The sequence below is a fragment of the Paenibacillus tyrphae genome (assembly GCF_000722545.1).
Classification (GTDB): Bacteria; Bacillota; Bacilli; order Paenibacillales; family NBRC-103111; genus Paenibacillus_G; species Paenibacillus_G tyrfis.
The window spans coordinates 38,009-64,748 of sequence record NZ_JNVM01000006.1; the positions used below are offsets into that span (position 1 = coordinate 38,009).

Annotated in this window: 26 protein-coding genes; 7 read left to right on the forward strand and 19 right to left on the reverse strand. The window is 57.0% G+C overall.

Features of this window, described 5'->3' with window-relative positions:
• Positions 1-94: 94 nt before the first annotated feature.
• Positions 95-772, reverse strand: a complete 678-nt coding sequence (locus tag ET33_RS07180; RefSeq protein WP_036678652.1) for a stalk domain-containing protein — start codon at positions 770-772, stop codon at positions 95-97.
• 275 nt (positions 773-1,047) lie between these two features.
• Between ET33_RS07180 and ET33_RS07185 the strand changes: the two genes are divergently transcribed.
• Positions 1,048-2,082, forward strand: coding sequence for a ketoacyl-ACP synthase III (locus ET33_RS07185; protein WP_036678653.1), 1,035 nt, complete (start codon positions 1,048-1,050; stop codon positions 2,080-2,082).
• Between the two features lie 35 nt (positions 2,083-2,117).
• Here the strand turns inward: ET33_RS07185 and ET33_RS07190 are convergent, their stop codons facing one another.
• The 16 genes from ET33_RS07190 to ET33_RS07265 all read right to left on the reverse strand — a co-directional run bounded on the left by ET33_RS07190 (position 2,118) and on the right by ET33_RS07265 (position 17,918).
• Positions 2,118-2,414: a hypothetical protein gene (locus ET33_RS07190; protein WP_036678656.1), complete on the reverse strand. Its 297-nt coding sequence runs from the start codon at positions 2,412-2,414 to the stop codon at positions 2,118-2,120.
• A 17-nt stretch (positions 2,415-2,431) separates the two neighbouring features.
• Positions 2,432-2,755, reverse strand: coding sequence for a hypothetical protein (locus tag ET33_RS07195; protein WP_036678657.1), 324 nt, complete (start codon positions 2,753-2,755; stop codon positions 2,432-2,434).
• Positions 2,756-2,794: 39 nt separating this feature from the next.
• Positions 2,795-3,085, reverse strand: coding sequence for a hypothetical protein (locus ET33_RS07200; RefSeq protein WP_036678659.1), 291 nt, complete (start codon positions 3,083-3,085; stop codon positions 2,795-2,797).
• A gap of 94 nt (positions 3,086-3,179) precedes the next feature.
• Positions 3,180-3,908 (reverse strand): glycosyltransferase family 2 protein, encoded by a 729-nt coding sequence (locus ET33_RS07205; RefSeq protein WP_036678661.1) that lies wholly within the window; start codon positions 3,906-3,908, stop codon positions 3,180-3,182.
• Positions 3,908-5,095: a glycosyltransferase family 2 protein gene (locus tag ET33_RS39655; protein WP_235206659.1), complete on the reverse strand. Its 1,188-nt coding sequence runs from the start codon at positions 5,093-5,095 to the stop codon at positions 3,908-3,910. Before ET33_RS39655 ends, ET33_RS07205 begins: the two co-directional genes overlap by 1 nt.
• An 8-nt stretch (positions 5,096-5,103) precedes the next feature.
• Positions 5,104-5,907 carry a glycosyltransferase family 2 protein gene (locus ET33_RS07215; protein ID WP_051775163.1) on the reverse strand — a complete coding sequence of 268 codons (804 nt, stop codon included), beginning with the start codon at positions 5,905-5,907 and terminating at the stop codon, positions 5,104-5,106.
• 65 nt (positions 5,908-5,972) lie between these two features.
• Positions 5,973-6,887 carry a dTDP-4-dehydrorhamnose reductase family protein gene (locus ET33_RS07220; protein WP_235206660.1) on the reverse strand — a complete coding sequence of 305 codons (915 nt, stop codon included), beginning with the start codon at positions 6,885-6,887 and terminating at the stop codon, positions 5,973-5,975.
• A 63-nt stretch (positions 6,888-6,950) separates the two neighbouring features.
• On the reverse strand, positions 6,951-8,690 hold the full coding sequence (locus tag ET33_RS07225; protein WP_161783528.1) for a glycosyltransferase: 1,740 nt from the start codon (positions 8,688-8,690) through the stop codon (positions 6,951-6,953).
• Positions 8,691-8,894: 204 nt separating this feature from the next.
• Positions 8,895-9,152 (reverse strand): hypothetical protein, encoded by a 258-nt coding sequence (locus ET33_RS07230; RefSeq protein ID WP_152570601.1) that lies wholly within the window; start codon positions 9,150-9,152, stop codon positions 8,895-8,897.
• Between the two features lie 107 nt (positions 9,153-9,259).
• Entirely contained in the window at positions 9,260-10,435 is a 1,176-nt protein-coding gene (locus ET33_RS07235) for a CgeB family protein (RefSeq protein WP_081890233.1), read from the reverse strand.
• A gap of 48 nt (positions 10,436-10,483) precedes the next feature.
• A complete protein-coding gene (locus ET33_RS07240; RefSeq protein ID WP_036678668.1) occupies positions 10,484-11,599 on the reverse strand; it encodes a CgeB family protein in 1,116 nt (371 codons plus the stop codon).
• A gap of 20 nt (positions 11,600-11,619) precedes the next feature.
• Positions 11,620-12,084: a dTDP-4-dehydrorhamnose 3,5-epimerase family protein gene (locus ET33_RS07245; protein ID WP_036678669.1), complete on the reverse strand. Its 465-nt coding sequence runs from the start codon at positions 12,082-12,084 to the stop codon at positions 11,620-11,622.
• Positions 12,041-12,934, reverse strand: coding sequence for a dTDP-4-dehydrorhamnose reductase (gene rfbD / locus ET33_RS07250; RefSeq protein ID WP_036678671.1), 894 nt, complete (start codon positions 12,932-12,934; stop codon positions 12,041-12,043). Before rfbD ends, ET33_RS07245 begins: the two co-directional genes overlap by 44 nt.
• Positions 12,931-13,917, reverse strand: a complete 987-nt coding sequence (gene rfbB, locus ET33_RS07255; RefSeq protein ID WP_036678673.1) for a dTDP-glucose 4,6-dehydratase — start codon at positions 13,915-13,917, stop codon at positions 12,931-12,933. The genes rfbD and rfbB overlap by 4 nt, the downstream gene beginning before the upstream one ends.
• Positions 13,914-14,636 (reverse strand): sugar phosphate nucleotidyltransferase, encoded by a 723-nt coding sequence (locus tag ET33_RS07260; RefSeq protein ID WP_036678675.1) that lies wholly within the window; start codon positions 14,634-14,636, stop codon positions 13,914-13,916. The genes rfbB and ET33_RS07260 overlap by 4 nt, the downstream gene beginning before the upstream one ends.
• Before the next feature lie 198 nt (positions 14,637-14,834).
• The gene (locus tag ET33_RS07265; protein ID WP_036678679.1) at positions 14,835-17,918 is read right to left on the reverse strand and encodes a leucine-rich repeat domain-containing protein; all 3,084 of its coding nucleotides are present in this window, start codon (positions 17,916-17,918) and stop codon (positions 14,835-14,837) included.
• A gap of 154 nt (positions 17,919-18,072) precedes the next feature.
• On the opposite strand from ET33_RS07265, the gene ET33_RS07270 reads away from it, so the two are divergent.
• The 6 genes from ET33_RS07270 (at position 18,073) to ET33_RS07295 (ending at position 24,272) form a co-directional block, all read left to right on the forward strand.
• Positions 18,073-18,741, forward strand: a complete 669-nt coding sequence (locus tag ET33_RS07270; RefSeq protein ID WP_036678682.1) for a response regulator transcription factor — start codon at positions 18,073-18,075, stop codon at positions 18,739-18,741.
• Entirely contained in the window at positions 18,738-20,105 is a 1,368-nt protein-coding gene (locus ET33_RS07275) for a sensor histidine kinase (protein ID WP_036678684.1), read from the forward strand. Before ET33_RS07270 ends, ET33_RS07275 begins: the two co-directional genes overlap by 4 nt.
• Positions 20,106-20,166: 61 nt before the next feature.
• Positions 20,167-21,087 (forward strand): ABC transporter ATP-binding protein, encoded by a 921-nt coding sequence (locus ET33_RS07280; protein ID WP_407668086.1) that lies wholly within the window; start codon positions 20,167-20,169, stop codon positions 21,085-21,087.
• Positions 21,084-21,797: an ABC transporter permease gene (locus ET33_RS07285; RefSeq protein ID WP_036678688.1), complete on the forward strand. Its 714-nt coding sequence runs from the start codon at positions 21,084-21,086 to the stop codon at positions 21,795-21,797. Before ET33_RS07280 ends, ET33_RS07285 begins: the two co-directional genes overlap by 4 nt.
• Positions 21,798-22,532: an ABC transporter permease gene (locus ET33_RS07290; protein ID WP_036678690.1), complete on the forward strand. Its 735-nt coding sequence runs from the start codon at positions 21,798-21,800 to the stop codon at positions 22,530-22,532.
• Between the two features lie 258 nt (positions 22,533-22,790).
• The gene (locus ET33_RS07295) at positions 22,791-24,272 is read left to right on the forward strand and encodes a DHA2 family efflux MFS transporter permease subunit (RefSeq protein ID WP_051775164.1); all 1,482 of its coding nucleotides are present in this window, start codon (positions 22,791-22,793) and stop codon (positions 24,270-24,272) included.
• A gap of 106 nt (positions 24,273-24,378) precedes the next feature.
• Here ET33_RS07295 and ET33_RS07300 read toward each other — a convergent pair whose 3' ends face one another.
• Positions 24,379-25,752 (reverse strand): UDP-glucose dehydrogenase family protein, encoded by a 1,374-nt coding sequence (locus ET33_RS07300; protein ID WP_036678694.1) that lies wholly within the window; start codon positions 25,750-25,752, stop codon positions 24,379-24,381.
• Positions 25,749-26,726: a UDP-glucuronic acid decarboxylase family protein gene (locus tag ET33_RS07305; protein WP_036678696.1), complete on the reverse strand. Its 978-nt coding sequence runs from the start codon at positions 26,724-26,726 to the stop codon at positions 25,749-25,751. The genes ET33_RS07300 and ET33_RS07305 overlap by 4 nt, the downstream gene beginning before the upstream one ends.
• Between the last annotated feature and the right edge of the window lie 14 nt (positions 26,727-26,740).

Sequence of the window (26,740 nt, forward strand, 5' to 3'; positions counted from 1 at the left end):
ACCCGCACTTATACGGACGTCGAGCAAAATAAAACAGCCTTGGCCGATAACAATCGACCAAGGCTGTCAGGCATTCTTATTTAATTGTTCGGTCTTATTTATAGTAAGAATCGATGAGAGGCACGAATAAGCCGCCGCCTTCTTTCACCTGTACCTCAATGGTTACGGTTTTCACGTTGCCGATATCGACGACGATTTCTTTTAATCCGTCTTTCGTTGCAATGGTGCCTACATCTTTCAAGAGCACATTATTATCCAGATCGTGAATTTTAATGCCCGTCAATTCTTTATCAATCGCCGCCATCTTCAGGTGCAGCTTTTGGTATTTCTTGTTCGGCGTAATAATGATCGTTGGTCCGCCGGATTCTCCATGATAATAAAAAGCTTCCTTGTAGTTTTTATTGTTATAGGTGGTTTGCGCAGGATCTTTCGTATACATGTAGTTATTGAACTTTTCCGCATTCAAAGGAGTCCCGTCTACTTTTTCCCCAAGAATGACCTCTTGGTTGACCTCATTGTAATCGACAGCTACTGACAAAGCGTTGGCTACGCCACGGACCGGCAAATAAGTGCTGCCGTTATACGTGATCGGCAAAATGGCCGAGCCCTGCTCGTCGTTTAATTGCGCCACGGCGCCGTTGACGCGTACTTTGAGATCGCCGTTTAAATAGGCTTTGATTTCTTGCAAGTTACTGCCGGCATAAACACCGGTCCCTACTCCAACAAGCAGAGACAATCCCGCCACCGAGGCGATTAGCTTCTTGTTTACCATTGTGTTGTTCTCCTTTGTATTAAAACTAAAATAAGACAAAATAATCCATATCTTTTCTTATATATTATAAATTGATGCGGAGCAGGAAGCAATATGCCTATATGGCTATTTTAGGCTTATTAGGAAGGATAGAAAGACAGTTACCGGATACATAGAGCGCTGGGCAATTGACAAAAGCTAGAAATCGAAGTATTATTTTTAATACCAGGTACTAATACTAACTCATGATATCAGGCAATTGATTTTACATTTTAAATTTTATGAGGTGAACCCGTATGGAATCATCAGTTCAACCTGCTTCCCCTTCGACACTTTACCGCTCCCGTATTACCGCCGTCGGCAGCTACGTTCCTGAACGCCGTCTGACGAACGCCGATCTGGAGCGCATGGTGGAGACCAACGACGAATGGATCGTGCAGCGCACCGGCATCCGCGAGCGGCGCATCAGCGCGCCGGAGGAGTATACGAGCCACTTGTGCATCCGGGCGGTGCAGCAGCTCGTTGACCGCTACGGCGCCGTGCTGGACGATGTCGATCTGGTCATTGTCGGCACCAGCACCCCGGATTTCGCTTTCCCCGCCACTGCCTGCAAGGTTCAGGCACATTTCGGCATGAAGCAGACGACCTCCTTCGATTTGAGCGCCGCCTGCGCCGGATTCGTCTACGGCCTGCATATGGCTAACGGGATGATCGCTTCCGGCCTGCACCGCAAAGCGCTCGTCATCGGCGCCGATGCCCTGTCCAAGATCGTCGACTATACGGACCGAACGACGTGCGTGCTGTTCGGCGATGGCGCCGGAGCGGTTCTGCTCGAACGGGACGATTCGGACACCGCCCCTCAGTTTATTGCCTATACGGGTGGTACCGACGGCACCGGCGGAGCACACATTTATCGCTCCCTGCTTGCCGATCATATAGACGGCAACCCGGTGAACGCGAACGGCAAGCTTGTGCAGAACGGCCGTGAAGTATACAAATTCGCCGTCCAAACGATTCCGAAAGGCGTTAACGAACTGCTGAGTCAAACCGGCTTGTCCACAGATCAGATCGATTGGTTCGTCCCGCATAGCGCCAACCTCCGCATCATCGATTCCGTATGCGAGAAGATGGGGATTCCTATGGAGCGGACGCTGCATACGATTGAGAAGTACGGCAATACGTCTGCGGCGACGATTCCGCTTGCGCTTGAAGAAGCTACCCGGGAACAGAAGCTGAAGGACGGCGATACCGTTCTGTTGTTCGGCTTCGGCGGAGGGCTCGTTTACGGCGGGCTGCTGCTCCGCTGGAAGGCGCTATCTCCGAAAGTCTAGACACATGAAAAAGAGTCCGTCCTTCCTCCTTGAGGTTAAGTACGGACTCTCTCTCTTATTACGGTCTTTCTCACCTTTTCGCCAAGCCACGGCTTGCCCGGAATTCCGCGCCGCAAGCGGCGGCGTATGCGGACCCCGGCCATTTTCATGGCAAGCTGGCGCTGATACCGGCTGATCGTCTCCACGTGCACCGAAAGCCTGCGGGCCGCTTCCTCCGAGCCCTCCACGACATCGGCCATGCTTTCGATCATGCGGGCCAGCGCACGCTGGCTGCGGGCGAGTGAATGAAGAATATGGAGCTTGACTTTATTTTCCTCTTCATGCCAATTCATTGGGAGTCGCCGCTTCCTTACGAATAATAATTTCCTCCGTCCCCATCCCCCGGGGCCGTTCCACCCGCCTCGCCGCCTCCGAGCAGGATGTGCAAATGCTTGGCAAGCGCTATCTCCATCTTCGTCATGCCTTCGATCACTTCGATCATCTGATCGTGCACTTCCAGCGATTTCTTCACTTGGTCGCCATGGTCCGCGAAGTGGGCGCCGGACAAATGCCCGCAGATCCATTGGCACGAGCGCGCAGCCTCCAGCGCTTTGGCTTCCAGAATCAGTGCGATGTTATATTGGAAGCGGGAAGCGGCCTGCATCATTTTATAGTAGCTTTCGATTCTGCTCACGTATAACCCCCTCTTCCTTCTTGCAAAGGGATGCCGGATTCATTCCCCGTCGTCCGGGATTTCAACGATTTTGACCATGAGCGCCATATGCTCCGCCAGCGCCTCCTCCAGATCGGCGAGCCCGCTTAAATAAATTGCGATGCTTTTCGAGACGTTCATGGAATGCTCCGTCAGCGACTCGATATCTTGAAAGGAAGGGTTGTCGGGCGGAATTTCGTGCACCAATTGGGCCATGCGCACGGCCACATGCCGGTTCGCTTCGAGAATGTTGGCCATTTCCTGCTGGGACGCCGCCATATGCCGGATCATACGGGTCACTTGCCGATTCATCGTTCCCTCCACCCCCTCGCCGGCCGCATGCGTTCCGCTTTTTAGTATCCTATGCGCCTGCAGCACCCTGGTTCACGGTAAACGCCCAGACGGCTCATATAAAAGAATGCGGATCGACGCCCCATTTGTCGATGAACTTCTGGCGGTTCGCTGCCAGCAGAGCTTTGATTTTTTGTTCATTTTCCCGCCGGAAGCTTGCGCTGCCTTTGTGGTAGATAAAGGCGTCCCCCGCGATCAGCAGCCGGTACCCCGCTTGCCGGGCGCGGTAGCAATAGTCGTCGTCTTCAAAATGTCCCGGCGAAAAGCGCTCGTCAAGCTCTCCTATACGCTCCATCAGCTCCCGCTTGAACAGGAAGCACAATCCGACGATCCGCTCCGTCTGCCGCCATTTTCCACTGTCCGGCCGGTTCATGCGCGACGCCATTTCGGCGATCGAGGTGAAAGGCTCCTCGATCTGCTGCTTGCCGCTGGCATAGTTCGTCATGGGGCCGACGATGCCGACATCGCCGCTGCTGTACAGGCAGCGCATCATATTGTCCAGCGCGCCGGCCGTCAGCCGCGTGTCATTGTTAAGCAGCATCAGCGCATCGCCTGAAGAGAGCCGCAGCCCGAAGTTGCACGCAGCGGGAAAACCGCGGTTCTCGCGCAGCGAGACGAGCTTGACCTCATGCTTCAGGCACAGCCGCAGCGACGAATCGGCGGAACCGTTATCGACCACAATCACTTCGTGAGGCACGGTGACGTGCTGGCGGATCGATTCCAGACACAAAGCCAGCCACTCGACTCCGTTATAATTCGGAATAATGATACTGACGGTCTGCATCAGGCATCGCCTCCGATATAGCGTCGATTGCGCAGCACGTCCGGATACACGAGCCGCTCGCCCAACTGGTCACCGGCCAGCTTCAGCGCTTCCAGATGGTCTCCCACGATCATGGAAGCCACCGGATTGCGGCGGCCGCTGTTCAGCTTGCGCCGCTTGTTGCCCCGGATGACGTTCACCCGGCCCGCATTGCCGACCCGGAGCTTTAGGAGCAGGGCAAGCGCCTGCGCTTTGGGCGGGACCGACAGCAGCTCAAGGCCCAGCGTCTCTACCGCGCGCCGCGACAAAGCGTGCGGCACGGCCGTGAGCGAGCTCGTCTTCAGATCCTGCCGGCCCAGCGCCATGTTTAAAAATTGCTTCATGATCGTGACGGTATCCTGCCGGCCGAACGACCCCAGATACGGATAAATGTTGTTGAGCGCCACGTCGAGTCCTTGTTCGATGCCGTGAACGAAGGGCACGAGCTGCTCCGCCGGAATCGGTATATCCCCGTCCGTGAAAAGCAGGATGTCCGCCCGGGCCAGCTTGGCGCCGACCGATCTTCCTACGTCGTGACCGAGCGCCTGCGGGTAAGACAGCACGATAGCCCGTGAAGCCGCTCTGGCTTGCCGGAACGTATCGTCGTTCGAGCCGTTGACGATGACATACGTCTCGTCCGTCAGCCGGTCCGCCTCCTTCAACACGGCGGCGATCGTGCGCTCCTCGTTCTTCGCCGTCACGATAACGGCCACCGAACGCTCCGTCGGAAGCGGCACCCAGTCCGGCGCCCTCCGGCCCATGCCTGCGAAGAAGCCGCGAACATACCCGGCTGCCGCTGCATGATAGCGGGCCCACGGATGACCGGCCAAGCCCCGTTCCTTCACCCGCGCCATCCAGCGGCGGTTCAGCAGCCGGCGCAACTCGCTCTCGCCCTTCGGCGGCTGAGACGGAGCGTCCGCGCGGCCAAGCTGCAAGCCGAGCCGATAGGCGGCCCCGCCGTAAGCCTTGGGCGCGGCCCGCTTCCGGGGCAGAAACAGCCGAGGGCCGGAGGCGGGACGCTTTCGGCCGCGCTTGACCGCCGCTATCGGCTTCTTCCGCGCAGGCACAGCCGATACGATCGCCTTGCCATCCTCTTCCGGCAGCGGCTTGCGGACCAGGCGGCCCCGAACCGCCGGTTTCTCAAACAACATCGCCTGTTGCTGCCTCATCGATCCATTCACCTCGCCATGTTGCGGTTTCGCATCAAATCGGTATGGTTCCCTCGCTCGCCCGCTGTCGCGGTCAGCCAACGAATCGCCTCCAAATGGTCTCCTATGATCAATTGACCGACCGTATCGGTGCCATGCGTCGTCCAGCGCCGTTTGCGCCGTGGATTCAAGCGTCCGACCGACACGAAATGGACCGGCCGCACGACAAGCCCCTTCTGCACGGCCATCGCGTGCGCCTTGGGGGGAACCGCAAGCGCCCCCGCTCCGATCGCTGCGAGCGCCCTGCGGCTGAGCGCATGGGGAATGGTCGTCATCGAGGTCCCCCGTAGATCGGTCCGGCCGAGCGCCGCGTTCAGCGCGTGCTTCGCCAGCACGACCGGATGGACGCTTCGTGTCCGGATCGGTCCCAGATAGCGGTTCAAAGCCACATCCACCCCGCTGTGCACCGCATGAACGAACCGCCTCAGATCGCGCGCGGGAATCACTATATCGCCGTCGAGGAACAGCAGGATTTTCCCGTTTGCGAGACCGGCTCCGATGCTGCGTCCGACGTCGTGGCCAAGCGGCTCCTCGAAGCTGAAGACCCTCGCCCCCATCGATTCGGCGATTTGCTTCGAGCCGTCCGTCGAGCCGTTGGCCACCACGATGATTTCCAGCTTCCCCGCACCGATCTTCATCACTTCCCGGAGTACGGAAGGCAGCTTTTTCCGCTCGTTGAGGACCGGAATAATGACCGAGACGTTCGCCGTCCGCACCGCAGCCACCCCCAAGGCGCTGCCTCTCCGATTACGAGACTTGCGAATATGCCGCATAGGTTCCCTCCTCTCCATGAAACGATTCCGCCATGCTCCTGCCAAAGAAAACCGCCGTCTCTCCGCTACGGGGCCGCTTCCATCCATTCGCGCAGTTCTTCAAGCATGCGGTCGTAGCCGGGAACGGCAAAATCAAGCTCGGGGCGGGTCGAGCGCAGCGTACGGTCCAGCGCGACGGTATCGTCGGGCCGGATGCGGACATCGCGCTTATCGAAGATCCGTCTCATTCGCTCCAGCAGCTCGTATTTGCTGACGCTCTCCGCCGCGGTCAAATGAACGATGCCGCTTAACCGCTCTCCCCGCTCCGCTGCATAATGGATAAACCTCGCCAGCTCCAGCGTCGTCACTCCGTTCCACGGCACGCGGACGAATCCCCGGATCTCCCCCTGCTGCCTCAGGAACCAAGGAAGCAGCCCGCCGCCTTCCTCCTGCAGCTCCGGTCCGATCATCGACGTGCGGATCGTCAGATGGGGGGCGTGCACCACTTCGCCAAGCGCTTTCGTTCTGGCATACGCCGTCGTCCCGTCGGGCACGTGGCGTTCTTCGTAGCGGCCGCGATCTCCCAGAAACACGCTGTCCGTGCTGATCTGGATGAGCCGGGCGCACAGCCGGTCGGCCAGCTTCGCCAACTGGTGCGGCAGCAGGCCGTTGATCCGGACGGCCTCAAGCTCCCTTTGCCGGGCCGCATCGTACATGATCCCGAGGGCGTTGACAATCAGATCGGGACGCACGGCCTCCATCAGCTTATCGACCATCACGCTATCCGATGCGTCCAGACAAAGCCCCGCCCCCGGGAGCGGCCAAGGCCGCCCGCAGTCTGTTTTTCCGTGCTGCGTCGTATAGAACACTTCATACGAAGTGTACACCGCCAAATACCGCAGCAGCATATATCCCGCCATCCCATCGCCGCCGATCACGAGCACCTTCATCGGCTCGCGATCTCCGTACGGCCGCCTTTCCTCATCGCGGTACCTCACCACCTTTTGCCGCCTCCCCGATTGCAATCCCCGCTTCGCCAAGCTTCCGCCAACCGCAGCCAGCCGTCATGGGCGGGCCCGTGAGTGCTTTCGGCTTTTAAGCCTCCTGCCGCGAGCCGGGTTATGGCGCATGGCCCGGCCCGCTTGCTTCGTTCCCGGATACCGACGGCGCTTGGGGCTCCGTCTGCGGTCTGCGCCGAGCGGCAGGGCGCGCAGTTCGTCGCTCGGCAGCGGCACGACACGAGTCGGATCGAGGCCCCGCTGCCGCAGCGCCGCTTGCGATACGACGGGCAGCCTCCGGCCGCCGGTCAACAGATACACGAGCCGGTCCCTGCCCTTAGCCAGCATAACGGAAGGGCGATTCGGAGGCGACGGGGGATCGTGCCGCAGGACGCGCCCCGTCGGGAAACGGTTCAGCACCGCATCCGGCACCACACGGATATCCTCCCCCCGATAGCGGTAAAAACGGAACGCCTCTGCGGAAGCAAACGGCCGCTTCATGCCTCGCTCCAGCAAAAACAAGGCCGGGCTCCACTTTCCTTTGTAGACGGCGTTGGACCGGAGCACAGGCAGCGATCTCGGCTTCCGCCTGCGCCGCAGCACCAGGACACGATTGCAGACATTTGCCATCAGTTTCGCGAGCCGCTTCCGGTACGCCGCCTCCCCGTACACCGCTTCGGTGGAACGCCGGCTGGCTTCCGCCCTAGAACCGGGTTGCTCCCCGGTCTCCAGACACTTCAGCACGCAATCCGTCAAAGCCTCAACGTCCCCTTGCGGCGCCAGCAGCCCGGAGCTGCCGGTCGCCGTCATCATCTCTTCCAAGCCGCCGCTCCGGTAAGCGATGACGTTTTTGCCGAGCAGCCATCCGTCGAGTGCCGTCATGCTGAAGCTTTCCGCAAACAAGCTTGGCACGACGATCAGATCCATCGCGACCAGCACTTGCTCGCGGTGCGGTTCAAGTTCCACGTAGTGAAACCGACTCCCGTACCCCGATTCGTCGATCAGGCGGCGGCAATTGCGGTAGTGTGCTTCGTCGCAGACACTCCCGGCCACCAGGAAGCGAACGTCTGGATGCACGGCCGCCACCTGCACAGCCATAGCGGCGAACCACGAGAGTCCCATTTCAGACTTCAATCGGGGGGCGGCAAAGCCGACGATCCGGTGCTTCTCCTCGACGGGCAGCGCCGATCGGAGCTTGTCGCGATAGACGCGGTGAAAATCCGGGTTTAGTTCCTCGCACCTTCGGGTGGGAGGGAGAAGGAAAATTTTGCTCTCGGACGCTCTTGTGCGCAGCGGCTCAAGCGAAACGTCCGACACGCCGACAATCCAGTCGGCGTAACGCTCGATCCACTGCCCGGTCTGCGACGTCCAATCCGGGTCGGTCACCGTTTCTGTTAGCAGCCAGAGCACCGGAATGCCGAGCATCTTGGCCGCTGACGCAGGAAGCACGGGATGGGGACCGCCGACAAGCACGATATCCGGCTGCCGCATATGCAGCAGATTGACAAGGGACCCGCAAGCCGGATGCCGCTGCATAACGGTATCCGGCGATTCTCCATGTTCTGTAGGCAGATGATAAGGCGGCACCGGGTGTGCGATGACCGGCAAGCCGGCTTCGGCCGCCAGGACGCCGGGTTCGCCAGCCACCAACAGGCACTCGGCCTGCTCTTTCAGCACCCGGATCAGCGTCAGCATATATTTTTCCATGCCCGTCAACGCCCGCCGGCCCCCGCTCGGAGCGAAAAGCATGATCCGTAGCGGAGCCGGAGAACGTTCCGCCCGCAGTCCGCCGCTGTCATGTTCCACCTGCATCCCCTCCGCCTCGGTTTGTTCTCAAGTCTTTATAATATATTAGGGAAATAACCAGTCCGGCACGACATTTACCTATTCTGTCGCCTAAAGAAGCGGCTCCGTACCCGGAGGGCTTGTCCGGTTTCGCGGGAGCGGAACGCCGGGACATTCCTCCTTGAGGAGTCCCCGGCATGTCGGCCTGCGGTTTTACGCTCAGCCTTACGGCACCCCACCGTCCTGAAGCCCTCTGGCGAGGCCCAACGCAAAGCCTTCGCTGTACGCTTTGTCGAATGCGTCATCATAAATCTGCCGGTAGCTGCGCCGTCTCCGCCTTACGACCCGCCTCCGCCGTCTGGTCTTCAGCGTGCGGCGTCTGGCTCGCCGTCGGTTGCGGAGCGGCCGAAGGCTGCGTTTCCTCTTCCGGACCCGGCGCAGCCTGGTTCTGCCCGCCCGCTTGCGCGCAGTGCGTTTGGCCATCCTCCGTCCCTCCTTCCATCCGCATACGTCCCTATACCATATGCGGATGGCGGCAGAAACGGACGAAGCGAAGACGCCTATTTCGCGGAAGACGGAACGTTACCGCGTCAGCCGGTGGCGCCTTCGAACAGAATGCGCATCATCTGCGCCATCCGGCGGGGATACGTGTGCTCCAGCATCGTGCGTCGCAGCGCATTAAGTGCAATAAACCGCCGTTCTTCTTCATGGTGCAGGTAATGGTCGATTTTATGCATCAGTTCGCTTGGCGAATCATAGGTGACGATCTCTTGTCCCGGCGTATAGAAACGGGTAATATCGCTGCGGACATCGGTGAGCAGCAGCGTCCCGCAGCCCGCAATTTCGAACGTGCGCGGATTCGGCGATACGGCTCCGATGCGTTGGCTGTTGAAGTTATAGCTCGGATCGTCCGTCGCCCGATGCAGATTGATCACGATTTTTGCCCCGTTGTAATGCGCGGCCGTTTCCTCCGCCCCCATCCAATTGTTCAGGGCGATCTTCGGGCTGAGCTTCTTATACTGGCGGAGCCGCTCCCACCAGATGCCCGCGATGTACGTGTTCCTCGCTGCCAAGAATGGCGTGATTTGATCGAAAAAAGCAACCCGGTTCCAATAAGCGGAGCCGATAAAGCTGATATCGTGCCGGAATTGGGCCGATACCCGCTTCGGTCGAAAGATCGCCGGGTTCGAACAAAAAGGCAGGTAGTGAACCTGCCCGCAGCCGAGTCGGCGGTAAAACTCCACACAGGCAAGCTCCAGCGTAAATACGACGTCGTAATGCTTAACGAGAGGCGCCGTCAGATCGGTATAATACGGATCGTCCGTAAGCCAGATCGCCGTGCGGATTCCTTCGGCACGCAGCTCGTCAATCCGTTCGCCGGAAATAATCAACCCTTCCAGCACGAGCACGATGTCGGGCCGCATCTTTACGGCTGCAGACTTCAAATCCTGGGTCGGCTTCAGGACAATCAGCTCGCGCACCAGCCCCTGCAGCGCCCCGATCACCGCTTCGTCAAGCGGGGAATACGGGACGCCTTTGCCCGAGGTCACATACATAACACGGACGTCCCACCGGCCGACCGAATCGTTCGGCAGCGACCGCATGACGGCATCGCACCGGCCGTAATGATAGCCGCCGCTCATGCCGGCCCGAAACCCATTTTCCCAGCCGCTGCACCAAGCCGTGCGGCGGCGGGCCCGCGGCACTCGCTTTACCACACGCTTTATCGCTCGCTTTACGGTGAAACGCACTGTTTTTCTGGACATGCTCCTGCCCCTCCTTTCTTGCGCATGGCCGCTTGATGCTTGCCGCCTTCAGTAGCCGAGCAAGCCTAGCAGTTGGCTGACCCGCGTAACGAACGAATGCTCCTGCATCGTCCGCCGCAAGCCGTTCAATGCGATCGTCTGCCGCTCGGCATCATGCTTCAAATAATGATCCAGCTTATCGATCAACTCTGCTGCCGACCGGTAGACGTCAAGCTCCACGCCGGGCGTATAATAACGGGTCAGATCGTCGCGAATATCAGTAAGCTGCAGCGTTCCGCATGCGGAGATTTCATAGGAGCGCGGGTTGATCGATTGGCCGGGGAGGCCCCGGAGGTTGCGGTTATCGCTTCCGTAATCACGGCAGCCGCGGTGCAGATTGATGACGATCTTCGCTCCATTGTAATAGCGGACCGTCTCCTCGATCGGAATCCATCCGGCGCGGATACTCGGCTTGAGCAGCCGGTAAAGCCGCATCCTTTCCCACAGTCCTCCGCCGACAATCACCTTTTTGCCAGACAAGTACCTGGCAATTTGATCGAACAGCTCGACGCGGTTCCAGAACGCCATGCCGATAAAACAAATGTCGGCATGATAACCGGAACCGACGGGAACGGGCCGGAACGTGTCGGTATCTACGGCCAGCGGCACATACAGCACCTGAGAGCAGCCCAGCGACAAATAGAACGGCACGCAGCTCTGCTCGTGCGTCGCCACGGCATCGTAATGCGGGGCAATCGCTGCGGTATCGTCCGTAAAATACGGATCGTCGGCGAACCAGATCACCGTCCGAATGCCGAGCTCGCGAATCCGGTCCACCTGCTGCAGATGATCGGCGGGAAACACATGAAGCCCGTTCAGCACCAGCAGCAGATCGGGCCGGTGCTGCTCCGCCAGCGCGAACATGGCTTCCGGCGCCCCGATGACGGCTTCCCGAGCCAACCGCTGCAAGGCGGTGGCAACGCCGTTATCGATGGCCGGAAAGCCTTGCGGGATAAAGAGCACTTTCAGGTCATGCCGGATCGGCGCGACCGGCGGGGCTAACGTCCGGACAGCCTCGCACCGTCCGTACCGATACCCTTGTTCGTAGCCGAGAAGCCCTCCCGCGTGGCTCCCCTGCTGCCGCACGGCCTCTTTCCGGCGTGCGGGTTGTTGAGTCCGGCTCATAGCGGTCACCTCCCTATCGATTACCGGAACCGGGTCACCCAGTCGAAACCGATCGCAGGATCGTTGTAGGCGATGCGGTATTCGTCAGGCTGCCCCAGATCATAAGCGAGATTGGTAAAATAAACGATCGTCGCCGGCTTGACGCCGAGCACCCGGTATCCGTGAGCAACGCCCCGCGGAATGAACAGCAGATACGGATGATCTTCGCCCATATAATGCACGGACGTTTGCCCATAGGTCGGGGAGTCTGCCCTCATATCATGGAGCACGACCTGCGCGTGCCCGCTTGGAAAGAACCAAATGTCGTCCTGCCGTTTATGATAATGAAACGCCTTGATAACGCCCGGAAACGACATGGACAGCGACGCTTGACCGAACCGGCCGAACAAAGCGTCGTCCTCCCGCAAAATTTCCATAAAAAAGCCGCGGTCGTCGCTGTGCCTAACCAGCGGCTTCGTTTGAACTCCTTCGATCGTCGATGTCATCGGTCTTCCCCCAATCGCTGCGCAAAAATGCCTCCAGCGCCGTTTTCCAATCTCTCATTCTCGGCAATCCGGCGAGACGCAACCCCCGGTCCGAGAAAGCCGAATGCGCCGGCCGGGGTGCAGGCAGCACATAATCGTCCGAACGGGCGGGCCGAACCGCAATTCCAGTATGCCCGGCCAGCTCCAAGATCGTCTTGGCCAGCGTCCATCGGGAGCAATACCCCCGGTTCGCCACATGATAGATGCCGTAACGGTCCGTTTCCAGCAGCCGGCCGATGCATTCGGCCAAATCGTATGTGTAGGTCGGCGAACCGAACTGATCGTCGACGACGGTCAGCTCCTGCTGCCGTTCCGCAAGCGCCAGAACCTTCGTGACAAAGTTGTTTCCATCCTTACCGTACAGCCACGACGTCCGGACGATAAAATGGTGCGGACATACGGCCTGCACGAACTGCTCGCCGAGCAGCTTCGATTTGCCGTAGACGCTGAGCGGATTCGTACGGTCCTGTTCTTCGTACGGCTCTCCCTTGGTACCGTCGAACACGTAATCGGTGCTGACATACACCATCTTGGCGCCAACCGTTTCTGCGGAGATGGCGACGTGGCCGGTACCGATCGTATTAATCCGGTACGTCTCTTCCAGCTCCACCTCGGCTTGATCCACCTTCGTATAGGCCGCCGCATGCACAATGACCTCGGGTTTCGCCTCCGCAATGAGCCGGCGTACCGCCTTTTCGTCGGCGATGTCCAGCTGCTGCCGGGTGAACGCCGCGCAGTCGTACCGTCGCCCGAGCACCCGGACGAGATCCCGGCCCAGCTGCCCTCCGGCACCGGTAATGAGCACCCTCATACGCCACCGCCTCTCTTGGACGCTTCGCGCCACCAAGCTTCATTGGCGGCGTACCAAGCGACCGTGCGCTTCAATCCTTCCTCAAGGGGAACTTGAGGCTGCCAGCCAAGCCGGCTTGCAATCTTGGCCGGATCGATCGCATAGCGCCGGTCATGACCAAGACGGTCCGGCACGAACCGGATCAGCGATTCCGGCTTCCCGAGCTCGGCAAGAATCGTCCTGACGATGTCGAGATTCGTCCGTTCGTTGTGGCCTCCGATGTTGTACACTTCCCCGGGAATGCCCAGATGCACGACCCGGTCGATGGCCGCGCAGTGGTCCTCGACATACAGCCAGTCGCGAACGTGAAGGCCGTCGCCGTACACCGGCACAGGTTCGTCGCGCATCGCCCGCGTAATAATCGTCGGAATGAGCTTCTCCGGGTATTGGTATGGCCCGTAATTGTTGGAGCAGCGGGTGATGACGACGGGAGACCCGTACGTCTCGAAATAAGCGCGGGCCAGCAGATCGGAACCCGCTTTGCTCGCGGCATAGGGACTATTCGGCGCAAGCGGCGTCGTTTCGGTGAAAACCCCCTCTTCGCCGAGCGCTCCGTATACCTCGTCGGTGGAAATATGAACGAACCGCGACACCCCTGCTTGCCGTGCTTCTTCCAGCAAACAACCTGTTCCCAGCACATTCGTGCACACAAATGCCTGCGGATCGGCAATGCTGCGGTCGACGTGCGATTCCGCCGCAAAATGGACGATCGTATCGACGCCCTCACCGTCCAGCACGCGTCTCACGGCGTCCGCGTCCGCAACGTCCCCCTGCACAAACCGGTAATTGGGCAAACCGGCGGCATCAGCCATATTGGCCGGTTGGCCCGCATAGGTCAGCAAGTCGTAATTGACGATGCGGTCCTCCGGGTAGCGCTGCAGCCAGTAGCGGACAAAGTTGCTGCCGATGAAGCCCATCCCGCCTGTAACGAACAGCGTCCTCATGGCTGCTCACGTCCCATTAGGCGGACGCCAGCTTCCATCAGGGAGAGGTGCGTCCCCGCATCGGTCCACCAGCCGCTTAGCATGCTGTAGCCGAGCTCTCCGACCGCAGCGTAAGCGTTATTGACATCCGTGATTTCCAGCTCGCCGCGCGTCGAAGGCTTCAGCGAACGAATAATGTCGAAGACGTTCGAATCGTATAAATAAATCCCGGTAACGGCGTAATGGGAAGACGAGTTCTTCGGCTTTTCCACGATCCGGACAATGCACCCGTCCACCAGCTCCGCCACTCCGTAACGCTCCGGGTCCGGCACTTTTTTCAAAAACACGTGGGCTCCTCCCTTCTGCCGCTGAAACTCGTCCGCCGCCTGCTTTAACGAATCCTCGAACAGGTTGTCGCCAAGCAGCACCATCAGCTTCTCTCCGGAGCGGACGAACGATTCGGCGATACCGAGTGCATGCGCAATGCCGCCCGCCTCGTCTTGAATTCCGTAGCTCACCTGTACCCCCCAAGGTTTTCCGCTGCCGATATACTCGGTATATAATCCGGCGGATTGTTTGCCGGTCACCAGCATCAATTGCGTGATACCCGCTTCCGCCATTTTGCGGATGGCGTAGTGGATCATTGGGTACTTGCCCACCGGGAGCAAATGTTTGTTAATAATATTCGTCATCGGACGCAGCCGGGTACCGGTGCCGCCTGCGAGTATTATGCCTTTCATCGCGCTTCTCCTTTCCTTCGTATAATGAGTGCGCACGGTTTGTACGGATGAATGCCATGTTCATATGATATGCATCCCTAAGGATGGTCTGGTGGACGAATACCATGCGGGGCGAAAAATTGGCTCTTGTACCGAAAAATAGGCAAACGGCTAAGGCCTGCCTCCGTTAATAGAGACAGGCCTCCTGTATAGCCCGGTTTATTCGTTATACTCATCCTTGGGGTACCCGTTCTTGAACTCGCCCTCATACTCCGGCTTACCGTCCGTGTCGAACAGCTTACCCCGTCCGTGCGCCTTCCCTTCCGCCAGCTCGCCTTCGTACGTCGTGCCGTCGGCGTAGTACAGCTTACCGGTACCGCTGTGCGCCGTGTTGATGCCGGACAAAAGCTGCCCTTTAGCGTCCGTGAAGGTGCCGCCCTCGCCGAATTCGGCGTATTCGAAGGCCCCCGTGTAAACGGTGCCGTCGACATAGTACAGCTTGCCTTGGCCTTGGAATTCGCTATCCTCGAATTCCCCTTCGTAGAGCAAGCGGCCTTCTTTCGTATAGACCTTCCCGCGGCCCGACCACATGCCGTAATCGAATTCTCCTTCGTACTGCAGCTTGCCGTTGTCGAAGAACGATTTGCCCTGCCCTTTGGCGTAGTCGTCCGCGTACGCACCTTCGTGCCATACATGCCCGTCCAGATCGAAGCTTTGACCGAAGCCGTTTCGTTTACCGGTCCGGTACTCGCCCCGGTGATTCAGCGTGCCGTCCTCGTTGTACGTTTCGCCCTTGCCCTGAGGGACGCCGCCTTGAAATTCGCCTTTATAGATCGTGCCGTTGGCGAAGCGGTATACGCCCGTGCCCTGATCCGCTCCATTCGTGACCGGTTTCCCGAACGAATCGGCGAAGGTGCCGCGCTCTCCGTATTTTCCTTGATTGAATTCTCCGGTGTACGTATCTCCATTAAAGAACGTCAGCTTGCCTTGGCCGTGATAGAGCCGGCCGCGAAACCCGCCTTCATAGACCGCTTTGTCCTTCCGGTACTCCGTGCCTTGACCGTTTCTCGTTCCGTCCTTGAATTCACCGGAGTAGAGAAGGTGGCCCTGCCAATCGTACACGTTGCCCTGGCCGCTGTATTCTCCGGTCTTGTAGCCGCCCTCGTAGCGCAGCTTGCCTTCCGCGTTGTATTCCTTGCCGCTGCCGCTGCGCTCCCCGTCCGCATAGCGTCCTTCGAACTCCAGCTTGCCTTCCTCGCTGTATTCTTTGATCTCGCCGTTCATCACGCCGCCAAGGAACGATCCTTCGACTCGTCCGCCTACCAGAATATGGTATACCCCTTGTCCGTTCGGCTCTCCGGCAGCCGTCTCCCCCTCGTACCAATCGCCGTTGGCGTAGAACCGAAACCCCTTGCCATCCTTCGCCGGGTCAATCGTTCTTCCCTGTGCATCGAGGAACGTCCCCTTGCCGAACTCTTGGTCCACAAACGTCCCCTTGTACACCGCTCCGTTTGAAAAATACATCGTCCCTTCATGAATACGATTGTCCTTAAACGTTCCTTCGAACAGCAGCTTGTCGGAGACAAAGTATTTACCTTCGACCAATGTCTGATTGTCGACTTTGCCCTCGAACCGTTCGCCGTTTCGATAATAGACGATACCGTGGCCTTTTGTGACATTGTGCTCTATTTCGCCGACATACTTTTCCCCCGTCGCAAAATAGACGGTTCCTTTGCCGTGCAGGTCATTGTCCTTGAAGTCGCCTTCATAGAACAACCGGCCCTCCATGAACAGCTTGCCGTGGCCGTTCAGCTTGCCTTGAACAAACTCGCCTTCCAGCCGGCTTCCGTCCGAATCGTACTTCTTGCCCTGACCGTTCGGCAGATCGTCCCGGAACTCCCCTTCCTGCATTAAGCGGCCGACCGGATCATATTGCTTGCCCTTGCCGTGCTTGCGGCCATCCTTCCATTCGCCTTCATAGTCGATTTCTCCGCTGACTGCGTATTGGGTTCCTTGTCCGTTATACTTGCCGTCCTTCAGTTCGCCGCTGTAGATCAGCCGCCCCTTCTCATCGTATCGCTTGCCGGTACCGTTCGTGACGTTGTCGACAATATAAACGGCTTGCCTGTCCTGATTCCAGACGACAAGCTTGTCCGCGGCTTCCCCTACCAAACGCAGCGGCACCAGCGTCGTCCCGTTGCGAAGCTCCGGCGCGGCCGGCAGCTTGACGGGCTTCCCGTTCACGCGGGCTTCATCCTGCCCGATCGTCAGCACAAGCTCCAGCCCCGGCTTCGTCCCGGTCACCTGACGCTGCTCTTCGTTCCACGCCACCTGCAACCCGAGCTTTCCGAACACGCCGCGAAACGGCACAAGTACGGAGCCGTTCCGGTTAAGAGGCGGCTCTTCGAAGGTGATCCGCTCGTCGTCCACAAACACGTTGATGCTGCGCTCATAGCTTGGGAATAGTGTCGGGTCAAACTCGACATGAACTCCGCGGTCCTGGAGCGCCCGCACCGTGTCCGCAGCGCTCGCCTCCAGCGGGTTGCCGCTGAGCCGCACCTCGCTCAGCTTGCTCAAGTCCGCCAGCGCACGGATGTCCGTGATCTTGTTGTCCCGCAGGTCGAGCGACCTCAGCTCCTTCAGGGCGGCAATCCCCGAGAGATCGGCAAGCTGCGTATTCCGAAGCTTCAATTGCTGTACTCCCGCAAGCTTCGCAATCTCTCCCAGCTTGCCGAGCGGATTGCCGGACAAATCCAAGTAAAGCAGTCCCGCCAGCGAGCTGATGCCGTCCACGGCTTGGATACCCGCGCCGCTTGCCGCCAGGCTTTCCAGCCGCGTCAGCTTCCAAAGCGGGGTCGGGTCCTGCAGCGGATTGCCGCTCAGGAACAAGTGCTTCAGCTTCGGCAAATCAAGCGGACGCACGTCGGCGATCCGGTTATCCGACAAGTCCAAATAAGTAAGCTGCTTGAGCCCGCTGATCGGGTAGACGTCGCTGATTTGGTTGCCGCTCACGTCGAGCCGCGTCATCCGGGCAGCGTACTGCAGCCCGACCAGTTGTTCGATCGGCCGCATTTTCTTGCCGTCCGAGGCCATAAGGCGGGAGAGGCTTTGCAGGTCCTCCGGCGTCAGGTCGCCGTCCGGTTTCTTCAACTGGCCGCGGATCACATTTTCCAGATTGGCGTCGGGCACCAAGGCGGCCGCCGCGCTCCATACGCGCTCCGTCGGAAGCGGCATGACGAGCGGCGCCGCCATGACCCATGTTGATAGAAGCGTGATGGCATACATACGATTTTTACGGAACATGCGAGCGAATTCCCCTATTCGTTAAAATATGTACAAATGGTTGATCGATTGGTACTTTCGACATAATTCTACAGGATCAAGGAAATTCCTGCCTGTCCAAAACGTGATATAATTTCAACGAGTTCATACCGCTTGCGAAAGAAAGGATATCGAGATGAAAATTTTATATATTGAAGACGACGCGGAAATCGGACAATGGGTCAGCGGCGATCTGACCGAAAGGGGGTACGAGGTTCTGTGGCTGACGTCCGGCGACCGGGCGGGCGAGCAGATGAAGGAAGCCGATCTTGTGCTGCTGGACGTTATGCTTCCGGGACTCGACGGCTTTACGGTCGGACAGCGGCTGAAGAAGGAGTACCCGGCTACGCCTATTCTGATGATATCGGCGCGGTCGTCGATTGAGGACAAGCTTCACGGGCTTCAATTTGCCGATGACTATGTGACGAAGCCCTTTCATCCCGACGAGCTGGCGGCGCGAATCGAAGTGCTGCTGCGTCGCTTCGACAAGCAGGTTTCCCCGCAGCTCCAGCTCGGCCATCTGCGCGTCCATCCAGATGAGAATCGTCTGATCGACAGCGAGACCGGCGAAGAAATTATTTTGACGGGCAAGCAGTTCCAAATCTTCATGTATTTTTTGCGGCATGCGAACCAAATTTTGACGAAGGATCAAATCTACGAAGCGGTATGGGGAGAGCCCTACCTGGAGGGCGACAAGACATTAATGGTGCATATCCGTTACCTTCGCGAGAAAATCGAGCGCGATCCCGGAAACCCGCAAATTATCGAAACGATTCGCGGCATCGGCTATAGGGTGAGATCATGAAGCTCGCAGCCAAAACAAAGTTCCGGAATTCGCTGCTGGCCCGGTACGTGTTTATTATTTTAATCGCGCTGTGCATATGGCCGCTCGTCTTTCCGGTCGGCAGCCTGATTTATTACATGCAGAGCCAGCTGTTTTACCCCGAGGAGTTCAACATCTATGACAGCCGCAATCTGGAAAAAGCATGGCATCAAGAAGCGAAAACGCTGGACAACGCGGCGGAAGATGCGGTGGACGCCAAGCTTCGGGCATTAAAGGAGCAGTACCCTCGCGCATCAATGTTCTGGGTGGACACCTCCGGCCGGCTGCGGCTTAAACTCGGGGTAACCGTTGAGATTCCTCAGCAATGGACGATGGCGAATAGCATGCAATTTATGAAAAGCAGCTATGGCGGGGACCCGTTCACCGTCGTCGCTTTTATCGGCGAAGATCCGAAGCAGGGCTTCATGGTCGTGCAAATTCCGCGGCATATGATGAAAAGCGATGCGATCTATCCGTCCAACGAGCGGTTTCTTACCGTGTTTATGCTTTCGGTATTTTCGTTCTTTCTGTTCACTTCCTGGCTGTTCTTCGCCCGCATCCGCAAACGGCTTCTCCGCTTCCAAATCGCGATGACGGAGACCGACGAATCCGGCATTCCGCAGCCGATTGCCGTGAAGAGGGTCGACGAAATCGGGCAGCTTGGGTTGGCGTTCAACCATATGATCGACCAATTGAACAGCGCGCGGCGGCGGGAGCAAGAGGAGGAAGCGCTGCGCAAGCAGCTGATCGCCAACCTGTCGCACGACCTGCGCACGCCGCTTACGACGATCCGGGGCCACGCCTATTCCCTGCGCAAGGAAGCGTTAACGCCCAAGGGAAAGCAATCGCTCGAGCTGATCGAATCGAAGGTAGACAATGTGGCGCAGCTGATCGAGAATCTGATGTCCTATACCTTGCTGTCGGCGGGCAAATACCCGCTGCAGACCGCCCGGACGGACGTGCTCAGGCTGTGCCGGACTTCCGTCGCCTCCTGGTATCCGGTCTTCGAGAAAGAAGGCTTTGCCGTCGATGTTCGGCTGCCGGAATCGGCCTTGTATTGGGATGTCGACCCGCAATGGTTTACCCGCATTCTGGACAACCTGTTCCAGAACATCGTCCGCCATGCCAGTTCGGGAAAATACGTCTGCGTCCGGACCGAGGAGCGGAACGGAACCGCTGCCGTCGTCATCGCGGACAAGGGCCCGGGTATCCATGCGGAGTCGGACAACAAAGGGGCTGGCATCGGCTTGACCATCGTCGCTTTAATGATCAAGGAAATGAGCCTGAAGCAGGATATCGTCAGCTCCCGCGACGGAACGGCCATCTATATGTATCCGAAAATTTAAACGAATTTTAAACGAAAGCTCCCTTTCGTTTTAACCTTCGGCGTCTATCATGGAGGCTGAGGTGATTGAAGTGGAATCCATCATAACTACGCATAATTTATCCAAGCATTACCGTTCACGCAAAGCGGTCGACAAGGTCGATCTGGATATCCGCAAAGGCGATATCTACGGCTTCCTCGGCCCGAACGGCGCGGGGAAAACGACGACCATCCGCATGCTCCTCGGACTCATCAGGCCGACGGAAGGCACGATTCACATCTTCGGGAAGGACCTGAGAAAAGAGCAGCGGGCCATTCTCCACAAGGTCGGCTCACTGGTCGAGTATCCTTCCTATTACGGCCATTTGACCGCTTATGAAAATCTGGAGACGATCCGCCGTATTCTGGACGTGCCGAAATCGCGAATCGACGAAGTGCTCGCCATCGTCCGGCTGACCAAGGAAGCGAAGCGCCCGGTCAAGGGCTTCTCCCTCGGCATGAAGCAGCGGCTCGGCATCGCCTCCGCCCTGCTCGGCCGCCCGGAGCTGCTCATTCTGGACGAACCGACCAACGGCCTCGATCCGACGGGGATCTTGGAAATTCGCGAGCTGATCAAAGCGATGCCGAAGGAGCATGGCATTACCGTGCTCGTCTCCAGCCACCTGCTCAGCGAAATCGAGCTGATGGCTACCCGCGTCGGCATCATTCAGCAAGGCGCGATGATGTTCGAGGATACGATCGACAGGCTGCGCGAGCGGGCCCAGAGCAGCATCCGCATCGCGCTGTCGAACCCCGAGAGCGCCCAGCGCACGGTCGCACTGACCGGATGCCATGCCGAGCTCCGCGATTCCTCTCTGCTGATAGAGCATCTCTCTGACGATACGCTTGCGGAAATCGTCGTGCTGCTCGTTCAGTCAGGACACTCGATTTACCGCGTGGAGGAAGTGAAGAAATCGCTGGAAAATATTTTCCTTGAGATGGTCGGGGAGGGAACCAGCTTATGATGTTCCGGGTGCTGGCTGCCGACTTTCTGAAAATTCGCCGGAAAGCGATCTGGTTTCTGATCTTCCTCGGTCCGATCGGCGTCATTGCGCTGCAGGCGGCCAATTACGGACTGCGTTACGATTACTTGATGGAAAAATACGCGGCCAACCCCTGGGGCGCTTTCCTGGGCAACATTCAATTTCTCCTTCCCGTGACGATCCTGCTCGGCATCGCCATCATTGCGTCGATGATCGCGAGCATCGAGCACCAGATGAATTCGTGGAAGCAACTGCTGGCGCTGCCGATCACGAGAACTGCCGTATTCAGCGCCAAATTTACGTTATGCGTGCTAATGCTGCTCGTCTCGTGCATCCTGCTGGGCATCGGCATCGTCGGGCTGGGGCTCGGTCTGAAGCTCGGAACGGACATACCGCTGATTAACATCGTCAAACTGAGCTTCTATCCGGTGATTGCCGCCTTTCCGGCGTTGGCGCTGCAGCTGTGGCTGTCGGTGACATTAAGGAACCAAGCTCTTCCCTTGACGGTCGGCATTCTCGGAGGCGTCCTGTCGCTATATGCCGTCAAGATGCCCGACTGGTTTTTGTGGAAGCTTCCTTCGCTCATGAACGAAGCGGGCAAACCGGAATATTCGGTCTTTACCGGTCTTGCGGTCGGCATCGTCATTTTCACCATCGGATTACTTCACTTTACGAGACGGGATGTGAATTGAATGAGAACGTTTCTGAATGTGCTGCGCTCCGAGTGGCTCAAAATGCGCAAGACCAACATTTGGCTTCTCGTCTTCGTCAGTCCGGTCCTGGCAGGCCTCGCCGGCTTTGTACAGCCCATGGTTGCGGGCACGCCCGAATGGGAGTTGCTGTTTTCCATGGCGACCGCCGTGCACGCCCTGCTGTTCCTGCCGCTGCTGACCGGGGTGTTCGCCGCCTTCGTCTGCCGTTACGAGCATGCAGGAGGAGGCTGGAAGCAGGTGCTGGCGCTGCCCATTTCCCGCACGCAGCTTTACTTGGCCAAATTTGCGATCGTCCTCGCGCTGCTTGCCGTTACCCAGTTGCTGCTGCTCGCCGTCGTTCTGGGTGTCGGGACGGTCCGGGGCTTTACTTCGGCCGTGCCATGGGACGTTTTTTTGCGAAGCGTACTGGGAGGTTGGGTGGCGACCATGCCGCTGGCCTCCCTTCAAATGCTCGTATCGGTCGCTTGGTCCAGCTTTGCCGCGCCGCTTGCGATCAATGTCATCTTCACGGTTCCGAATCTGCTTATCGTCAATTCGAGCGACTACGGTCCGTATTACCCTTGGGCACAGCCCATCCTGTCCATGATGCCGAAGGGACAGGCGGACTACGGCGCATTTAACGTCCCGCTGGAGACGCTGCTGTTCGTTATTTTAGGAAGCTTCCTCGTCTTCTTCGCCGGCGGGCTTACTTATTTCCGCAGGAAAGAAATTTAATCGGAAGTGTAATAATAAGTAGACCGATCTTCTCATTGGAGGATTCGGTCTCTTCGCCGTTGCGATAGGTATTTTTTAGTTTTAATAGAAAAATCGCAATCGATAAGAAACAACGGCGTGTGATCCATGTTACAATAGAATGGCTGCTGAACATTCTTTTGCCCCTACTTACCGCAATGCAATTCGATGTCGCACGGGAGGAATTAGAGAGAAGTCGTCTAACAGACACCATGCTTTTACAAAGAGAGGAGTAACAACGTGGAGAACCATACAAAACCAAACGACAGCGGAGGGACATTCGGGAGCAGAGCCAACTTAATGGTCGTTTTGGTTATGATTCTTGGGGTATTTGTAGCTATCTTGAATGAGACGCTCCTTAATGTCGCTTTGTCCAAAATTATGGCGGATATCGGAATTTTGCCGAGCACCGCTCAATGGTTAACAACCGGATATTTGCTGGTTATCGGGGTGCTGATCCCGGTCACCGCTTTCTTAATTCAAAAGTTTACGACAAGAACCTTGTTCCTCACGGCCATGAGCTTGTTCACGTTGGGTACGCTGGCGGCGGCCGTCTCGTCGGGATTCGGCATGCTTCTGCTCGGCAGGATGTTGCAAGCGTCGGGAACCGGCCTGCTGTTTCCGCTGCTGACCAATGTCGTGCTGGCTACGGTCCCTCTGGAAAAAAGAGGCTCGGCCATGGGAACGATCGGCATCGTCATCACCTTTGCCCCGGCGATCGGACCGACGCTGTCCGGGATCATCGTCGAGCATTTCAGCTGGCGGGTGCTCTTTTACAGCGTCATCCCGATTGCGCTGGCGGTCATCGCCATCGCTTATCTGAAGCTTAAGAACGTCACCGAGACGAGAAATCCGAAAATCGACGTCTTGTCGCTTCTGCTCTCCACCTGTGGATTCGGAGGAATCGTATACGGCTTCAGCAGCGCCGGCGAAGGGCACGGGGGCTGGTCAAGCAGCGCAGTCCTGATTCCGGTGATCATCGGCGCCGTCGCTTTAGGCTTGTTCGTTTGGAGACAATTGACCTTGGCGGAACCGCTGCTGGATCTGAGAACGTTCAAATTCAACGTGTTCAGATTGTCGACGCTGATCATGATGATCGTTATGATGGCGATGTTCTCCGCCATGATGCTGCTGCCGATTTTCCTTCAGGGCGCGCTCGGTTACAGCCCGCTGCAAGCCGGTCTGGTCATGCTGCCGGGCGGGGTTCTGATGGGCATTATGTCGCCGATTACGGGGCGGCTGTTCGATAAATTCGGCGCCAAATGGCTGGCGGTCGTCGGGCTGGCGCTGATCGCCAATACGCTGTGGCAGTTTTCCTCGATCTCCCTGTCGACGCCGTACGCGATGATCATGATTTTGAATACGCTGTTGATGCTGGGGATTTCGATGCTGATGATGCCGGTCATGACCAACGCGTTGAACGAGCTTCCGCCGCGGTTATATCCGCACGGCACGGCCATTATCAGCACGCTTCAGCAGGTGTCGGGCGCGGTCGGAACGGCGCTGCTGGTCACGGTGATGACCAACGGCTCCAAGCATTTCCTGGAAAGCGCCGCGGGTACCAAAGCGGATGCCCCGCTGCCTATCCTCGCGATGATGGCCGGGATGAAGAGCGCGTTTCTGCTGGCCTTCGGCCTGGTCGTCGCCGCTTGGATCGTTTCGTTCTTCCTGAAACGGGCGCAGCCTTCGGGAGGCGGAGGCGAGCGGGTTTCCGCACATTAACAAGATTTAACTCCAGATTCGCTTTAAGCGATTGCGGACGCAAGAAGACAGCTCCTGCCGCATGCAGGGGCTGTCTTCTTTCATCAACAAGGAAGTTCAAACAACACTAGCTCGTACCAATACCTTCATAATCAAATCCAATATCGCGCAATTCGGTCGCCGGTAAAAAATTGCGTGTGTCCAAAATATAAGGATTTTTCATTGAATCGTACATTCGTTTCCAATCTAATTGCCGATAGTCCTTCCAATGCGTTAACAATATAAGCGCGTTTGCGCGATCAGCAGTCTCTTCGGCATGATTGCAGAAGTAAACCGGAAGTTCACCGTGCAAAGTCTGAAACATGTTCATCCCCTTCGGATCGTGGACTTTTATTCTGGCACCAAACTGTAGCAGTTTGTGAATGATCGGTATGGCTTGAGTTTGACGCGCGTCATCCGTATCCGGTTTGAACGTCAGTCCTAGAATCCCAATGGTCTTTCCGTTTAAGCTTTTTAATTTTTGTTGAATCTTGTGTATACAAAATTGGTACATCCGTTGGTTGGATTCGACAGCCGCTTTAACGATGGAGAGTTCCTCCCCATACTTTTGGCTAGTCGCCAATAACTCCCCCGTATCTTTTGGAAAACAGCTGCCGCTCCATCCGCTTGAAACCTGTAAAAACTTCTCTCCGATTCGGGAATCGAGTCCCATCCCTTTTGCAATATCCGAAACATTCGAACCAAGTGCTTCTGATAATCTTGCGATTTCATTAATATAGCTGATTTTAACCGCTAAAAAAGCATTTGAAGCATACTTGATCAATTCCGCGCTTTTTGCATCGGTTTCAAAATAGACGGTTTTCTGACGTTTCGTATTATGTTCATTCGGTAATATATCCCAAATTTTCCCATCGTCAACTAGCTGCTCCACGATCGGTCTATACAATTCCCTCATGATCGTTCTTGCTTTAAGATTTAGCGTGCCAATGACAATGCGGTCCGGGAAAAAAATATCTTCTAACGCAAAGCCTTCCCTCAAAAATTCAGGGTTACTGATGACGGCAAATTGTTCCTCAGATTTTAATCCTGACGCTTCCTCCAAGATCATGGCGACCAACTCGGCAGTGCCAACCGGAACCGTGGACTTGTTGACGATGACTGTGAACCGTTCAGCGTTCAGATTCTCTCCAATAGAACGGGCGGCAGCCTTCACAAAGCGCAAATCTGCCGTACCATCGGTGAGTGATGGCGTACCAACGCAAATAAAAACGACATCCGCATCGTGCACATCATGAAAAGAGACGGAAGCCTTCAATGATGTGCCCGCCTTATGCTGTATAAGCGAATCAAGGCCTGGTTCAAAGATTGGACTTTTCCCTGCGTTTATACAATTAACCTTGTGCAGATCAACGTCAATAACGGTTGTAGCGTGTCCTACCATCGCCAATGCGGCAGCCGTTACACTTCCGACATAGCCAGAACCAACGCATACCACATTCATGCCCCATCCCCTCCGGCGAGTTCGCTCAACTGCGAACGGTAGATCTCAATCGTTCGTAAAAGTCCTTCCTCTAACGTAATTTGAGGTTCCCACCCCAGTAGTTTTTTCGCTTTAACAATGACCGGACAACGCAGTTTGGGGTCATCCTTCGGGAGGTCATGAAACGTGATGCGGCTATTCGACTTCGTCAGCTTCTTTACAAGCTCCGCAACTTGCAATACCGTGTACTCCAGGGGGTTTCCAAGGTTAATGATTTCTCCGGTTGCCGCTTCCTTTTCCATCATGCGCATAAGTCCTTGTATCGTATCATCCACATAGCAAAAAGACCTCGTTTGACTCCCGTCCCCGTAGACGGTAATATCTTGTCCCCGTATGGCCTGGTTCACAAAATTCGATATTACTCGTCCGTCGTCGTTCCGCAGGTTTGCCGAATACGTGTTAAAAATACGCGCAACTTTGACTCGCACTTGAAATTGACGGTAATACTCATAACAGTATACTTCACCGAGTCGTTTGGCTTCATCATAACAAGCTCGGGGTCCCCATGTATTGACGTTACCCCGGTACATTTCTTGCTGCGGATGAACTTCCGGATCTCCATAGGCTTCGCTTGTACTGGTGTAAACCAATCTCGCTCCATTCGATTTCGCCAGCTCTAACATATTCTTAGTTCCAATGGTGTTGACAGCCATCGTATCAAGAGCGGCAGATTGATAAAATTTAGGGGAAGCCGGAGATGCTAAATGATAGATTTCATCAACCCCAGCCAACGGTTTCATACTAAGAATATGTTCCGATACGACATCCATTTGGATAAACATGAAGTTGGCATGGTTTCGTATTTCTGCAAGATTGCTTACTCTGCCGGTCATTAAATTATCGAGCCCGATGACCTGGTTTCCCTCAACCAACAGCTTTTTGGTCAGACACGAACCGAGAAATCCGGCGGCACCAGTCACAACGACTTTTTTCAATGAATACACTCCAA

Excerpts from the sequence above, each read along its gene's own strand:
- ET33_RS07190 (WP_036678656.1), bottom strand. The coding sequence starts at position 2,414 with ATGAATTGGCATGAAGAGGAAAATAAAGTCAAGCTCCATATTCTTCAT.
- ET33_RS07235 (WP_081890233.1), bottom strand. The coding sequence starts at position 10,435 with ATGTCCAGAAAAACAGTGCGTTTCACCGTAAAGCGAGCGATAAAGCGT.
- rfbD (WP_036678671.1), bottom strand. The coding sequence starts at position 12,934 with ATGAGGGTGCTCATTACCGGTGCCGGAGGGCAGCTGGGCCGGGATCTC.
- ET33_RS07180 (WP_036678652.1), bottom strand. The coding sequence starts at position 772 with ATGGTAAACAAGAAGCTAATCGCCTCGGTGGCGGGATTGTCTCTGCTT.
- ET33_RS07240 (WP_036678668.1), bottom strand. The coding sequence starts at position 11,599 with ATGAGCCGGACTCAACAACCCGCACGCCGGAAAGAGGCCGTGCGGCAG.
- ET33_RS07215 (WP_051775163.1), bottom strand. The coding sequence starts at position 5,907 with ATGCGGCATATTCGCAAGTCTCGTAATCGGAGAGGCAGCGCCTTGGGG.
- ET33_RS07260 (WP_036678675.1), bottom strand. The coding sequence starts at position 14,636 with ATGAAAGGCATAATACTCGCAGGCGGCACCGGTACCCGGCTGCGTCCG.
- ET33_RS07205 (WP_036678661.1), bottom strand. The coding sequence starts at position 3,908 with ATGCAGACCGTCAGTATCATTATTCCGAATTATAACGGAGTCGAGTGG.
- ET33_RS07185 (WP_036678653.1), top strand. The coding sequence starts at position 1,048 with ATGGAATCATCAGTTCAACCTGCTTCCCCTTCGACACTTTACCGCTCC.
- ET33_RS07200 (WP_036678659.1), bottom strand. The coding sequence starts at position 3,085 with ATGAATCGGCAAGTGACCCGTATGATCCGGCATATGGCGGCGTCCCAG.
- ET33_RS39655 (WP_235206659.1), bottom strand. The coding sequence starts at position 5,095 with ATGAGGCAGCAACAGGCGATGTTGTTTGAGAAACCGGCGGTTCGGGGC.
- rfbB (WP_036678673.1), bottom strand. The coding sequence starts at position 13,917 with ATGAGGACGCTGTTCGTTACAGGCGGGATGGGCTTCATCGGCAGCAAC.
- ET33_RS07245 (WP_036678669.1), bottom strand. The coding sequence starts at position 12,084 with ATGACATCGACGATCGAAGGAGTTCAAACGAAGCCGCTGGTTAGGCAC.
- ET33_RS07300 (WP_036678694.1), bottom strand. The coding sequence starts at position 25,752 with ATGAATGTGGTATGCGTTGGTTCTGGCTATGTCGGAAGTGTAACGGCT.
- ET33_RS07275 (WP_036678684.1), top strand. The coding sequence starts at position 18,738 with ATGAAGCTCGCAGCCAAAACAAAGTTCCGGAATTCGCTGCTGGCCCGG.
- ET33_RS07290 (WP_036678690.1), top strand. The coding sequence starts at position 21,798 with ATGAGAACGTTTCTGAATGTGCTGCGCTCCGAGTGGCTCAAAATGCGC.
- ET33_RS07285 (WP_036678688.1), top strand. The coding sequence starts at position 21,084 with ATGATGTTCCGGGTGCTGGCTGCCGACTTTCTGAAAATTCGCCGGAAA.
- ET33_RS07265 (WP_036678679.1), bottom strand. The coding sequence starts at position 17,918 with ATGTTCCGTAAAAATCGTATGTATGCCATCACGCTTCTATCAACATGG.
- ET33_RS07270 (WP_036678682.1), top strand. The coding sequence starts at position 18,073 with ATGAAAATTTTATATATTGAAGACGACGCGGAAATCGGACAATGGGTC.
- ET33_RS07230 (WP_152570601.1), bottom strand. The coding sequence starts at position 9,152 with ATGGCCAAACGCACTGCGCGCAAGCGGGCGGGCAGAACCAGGCTGCGC.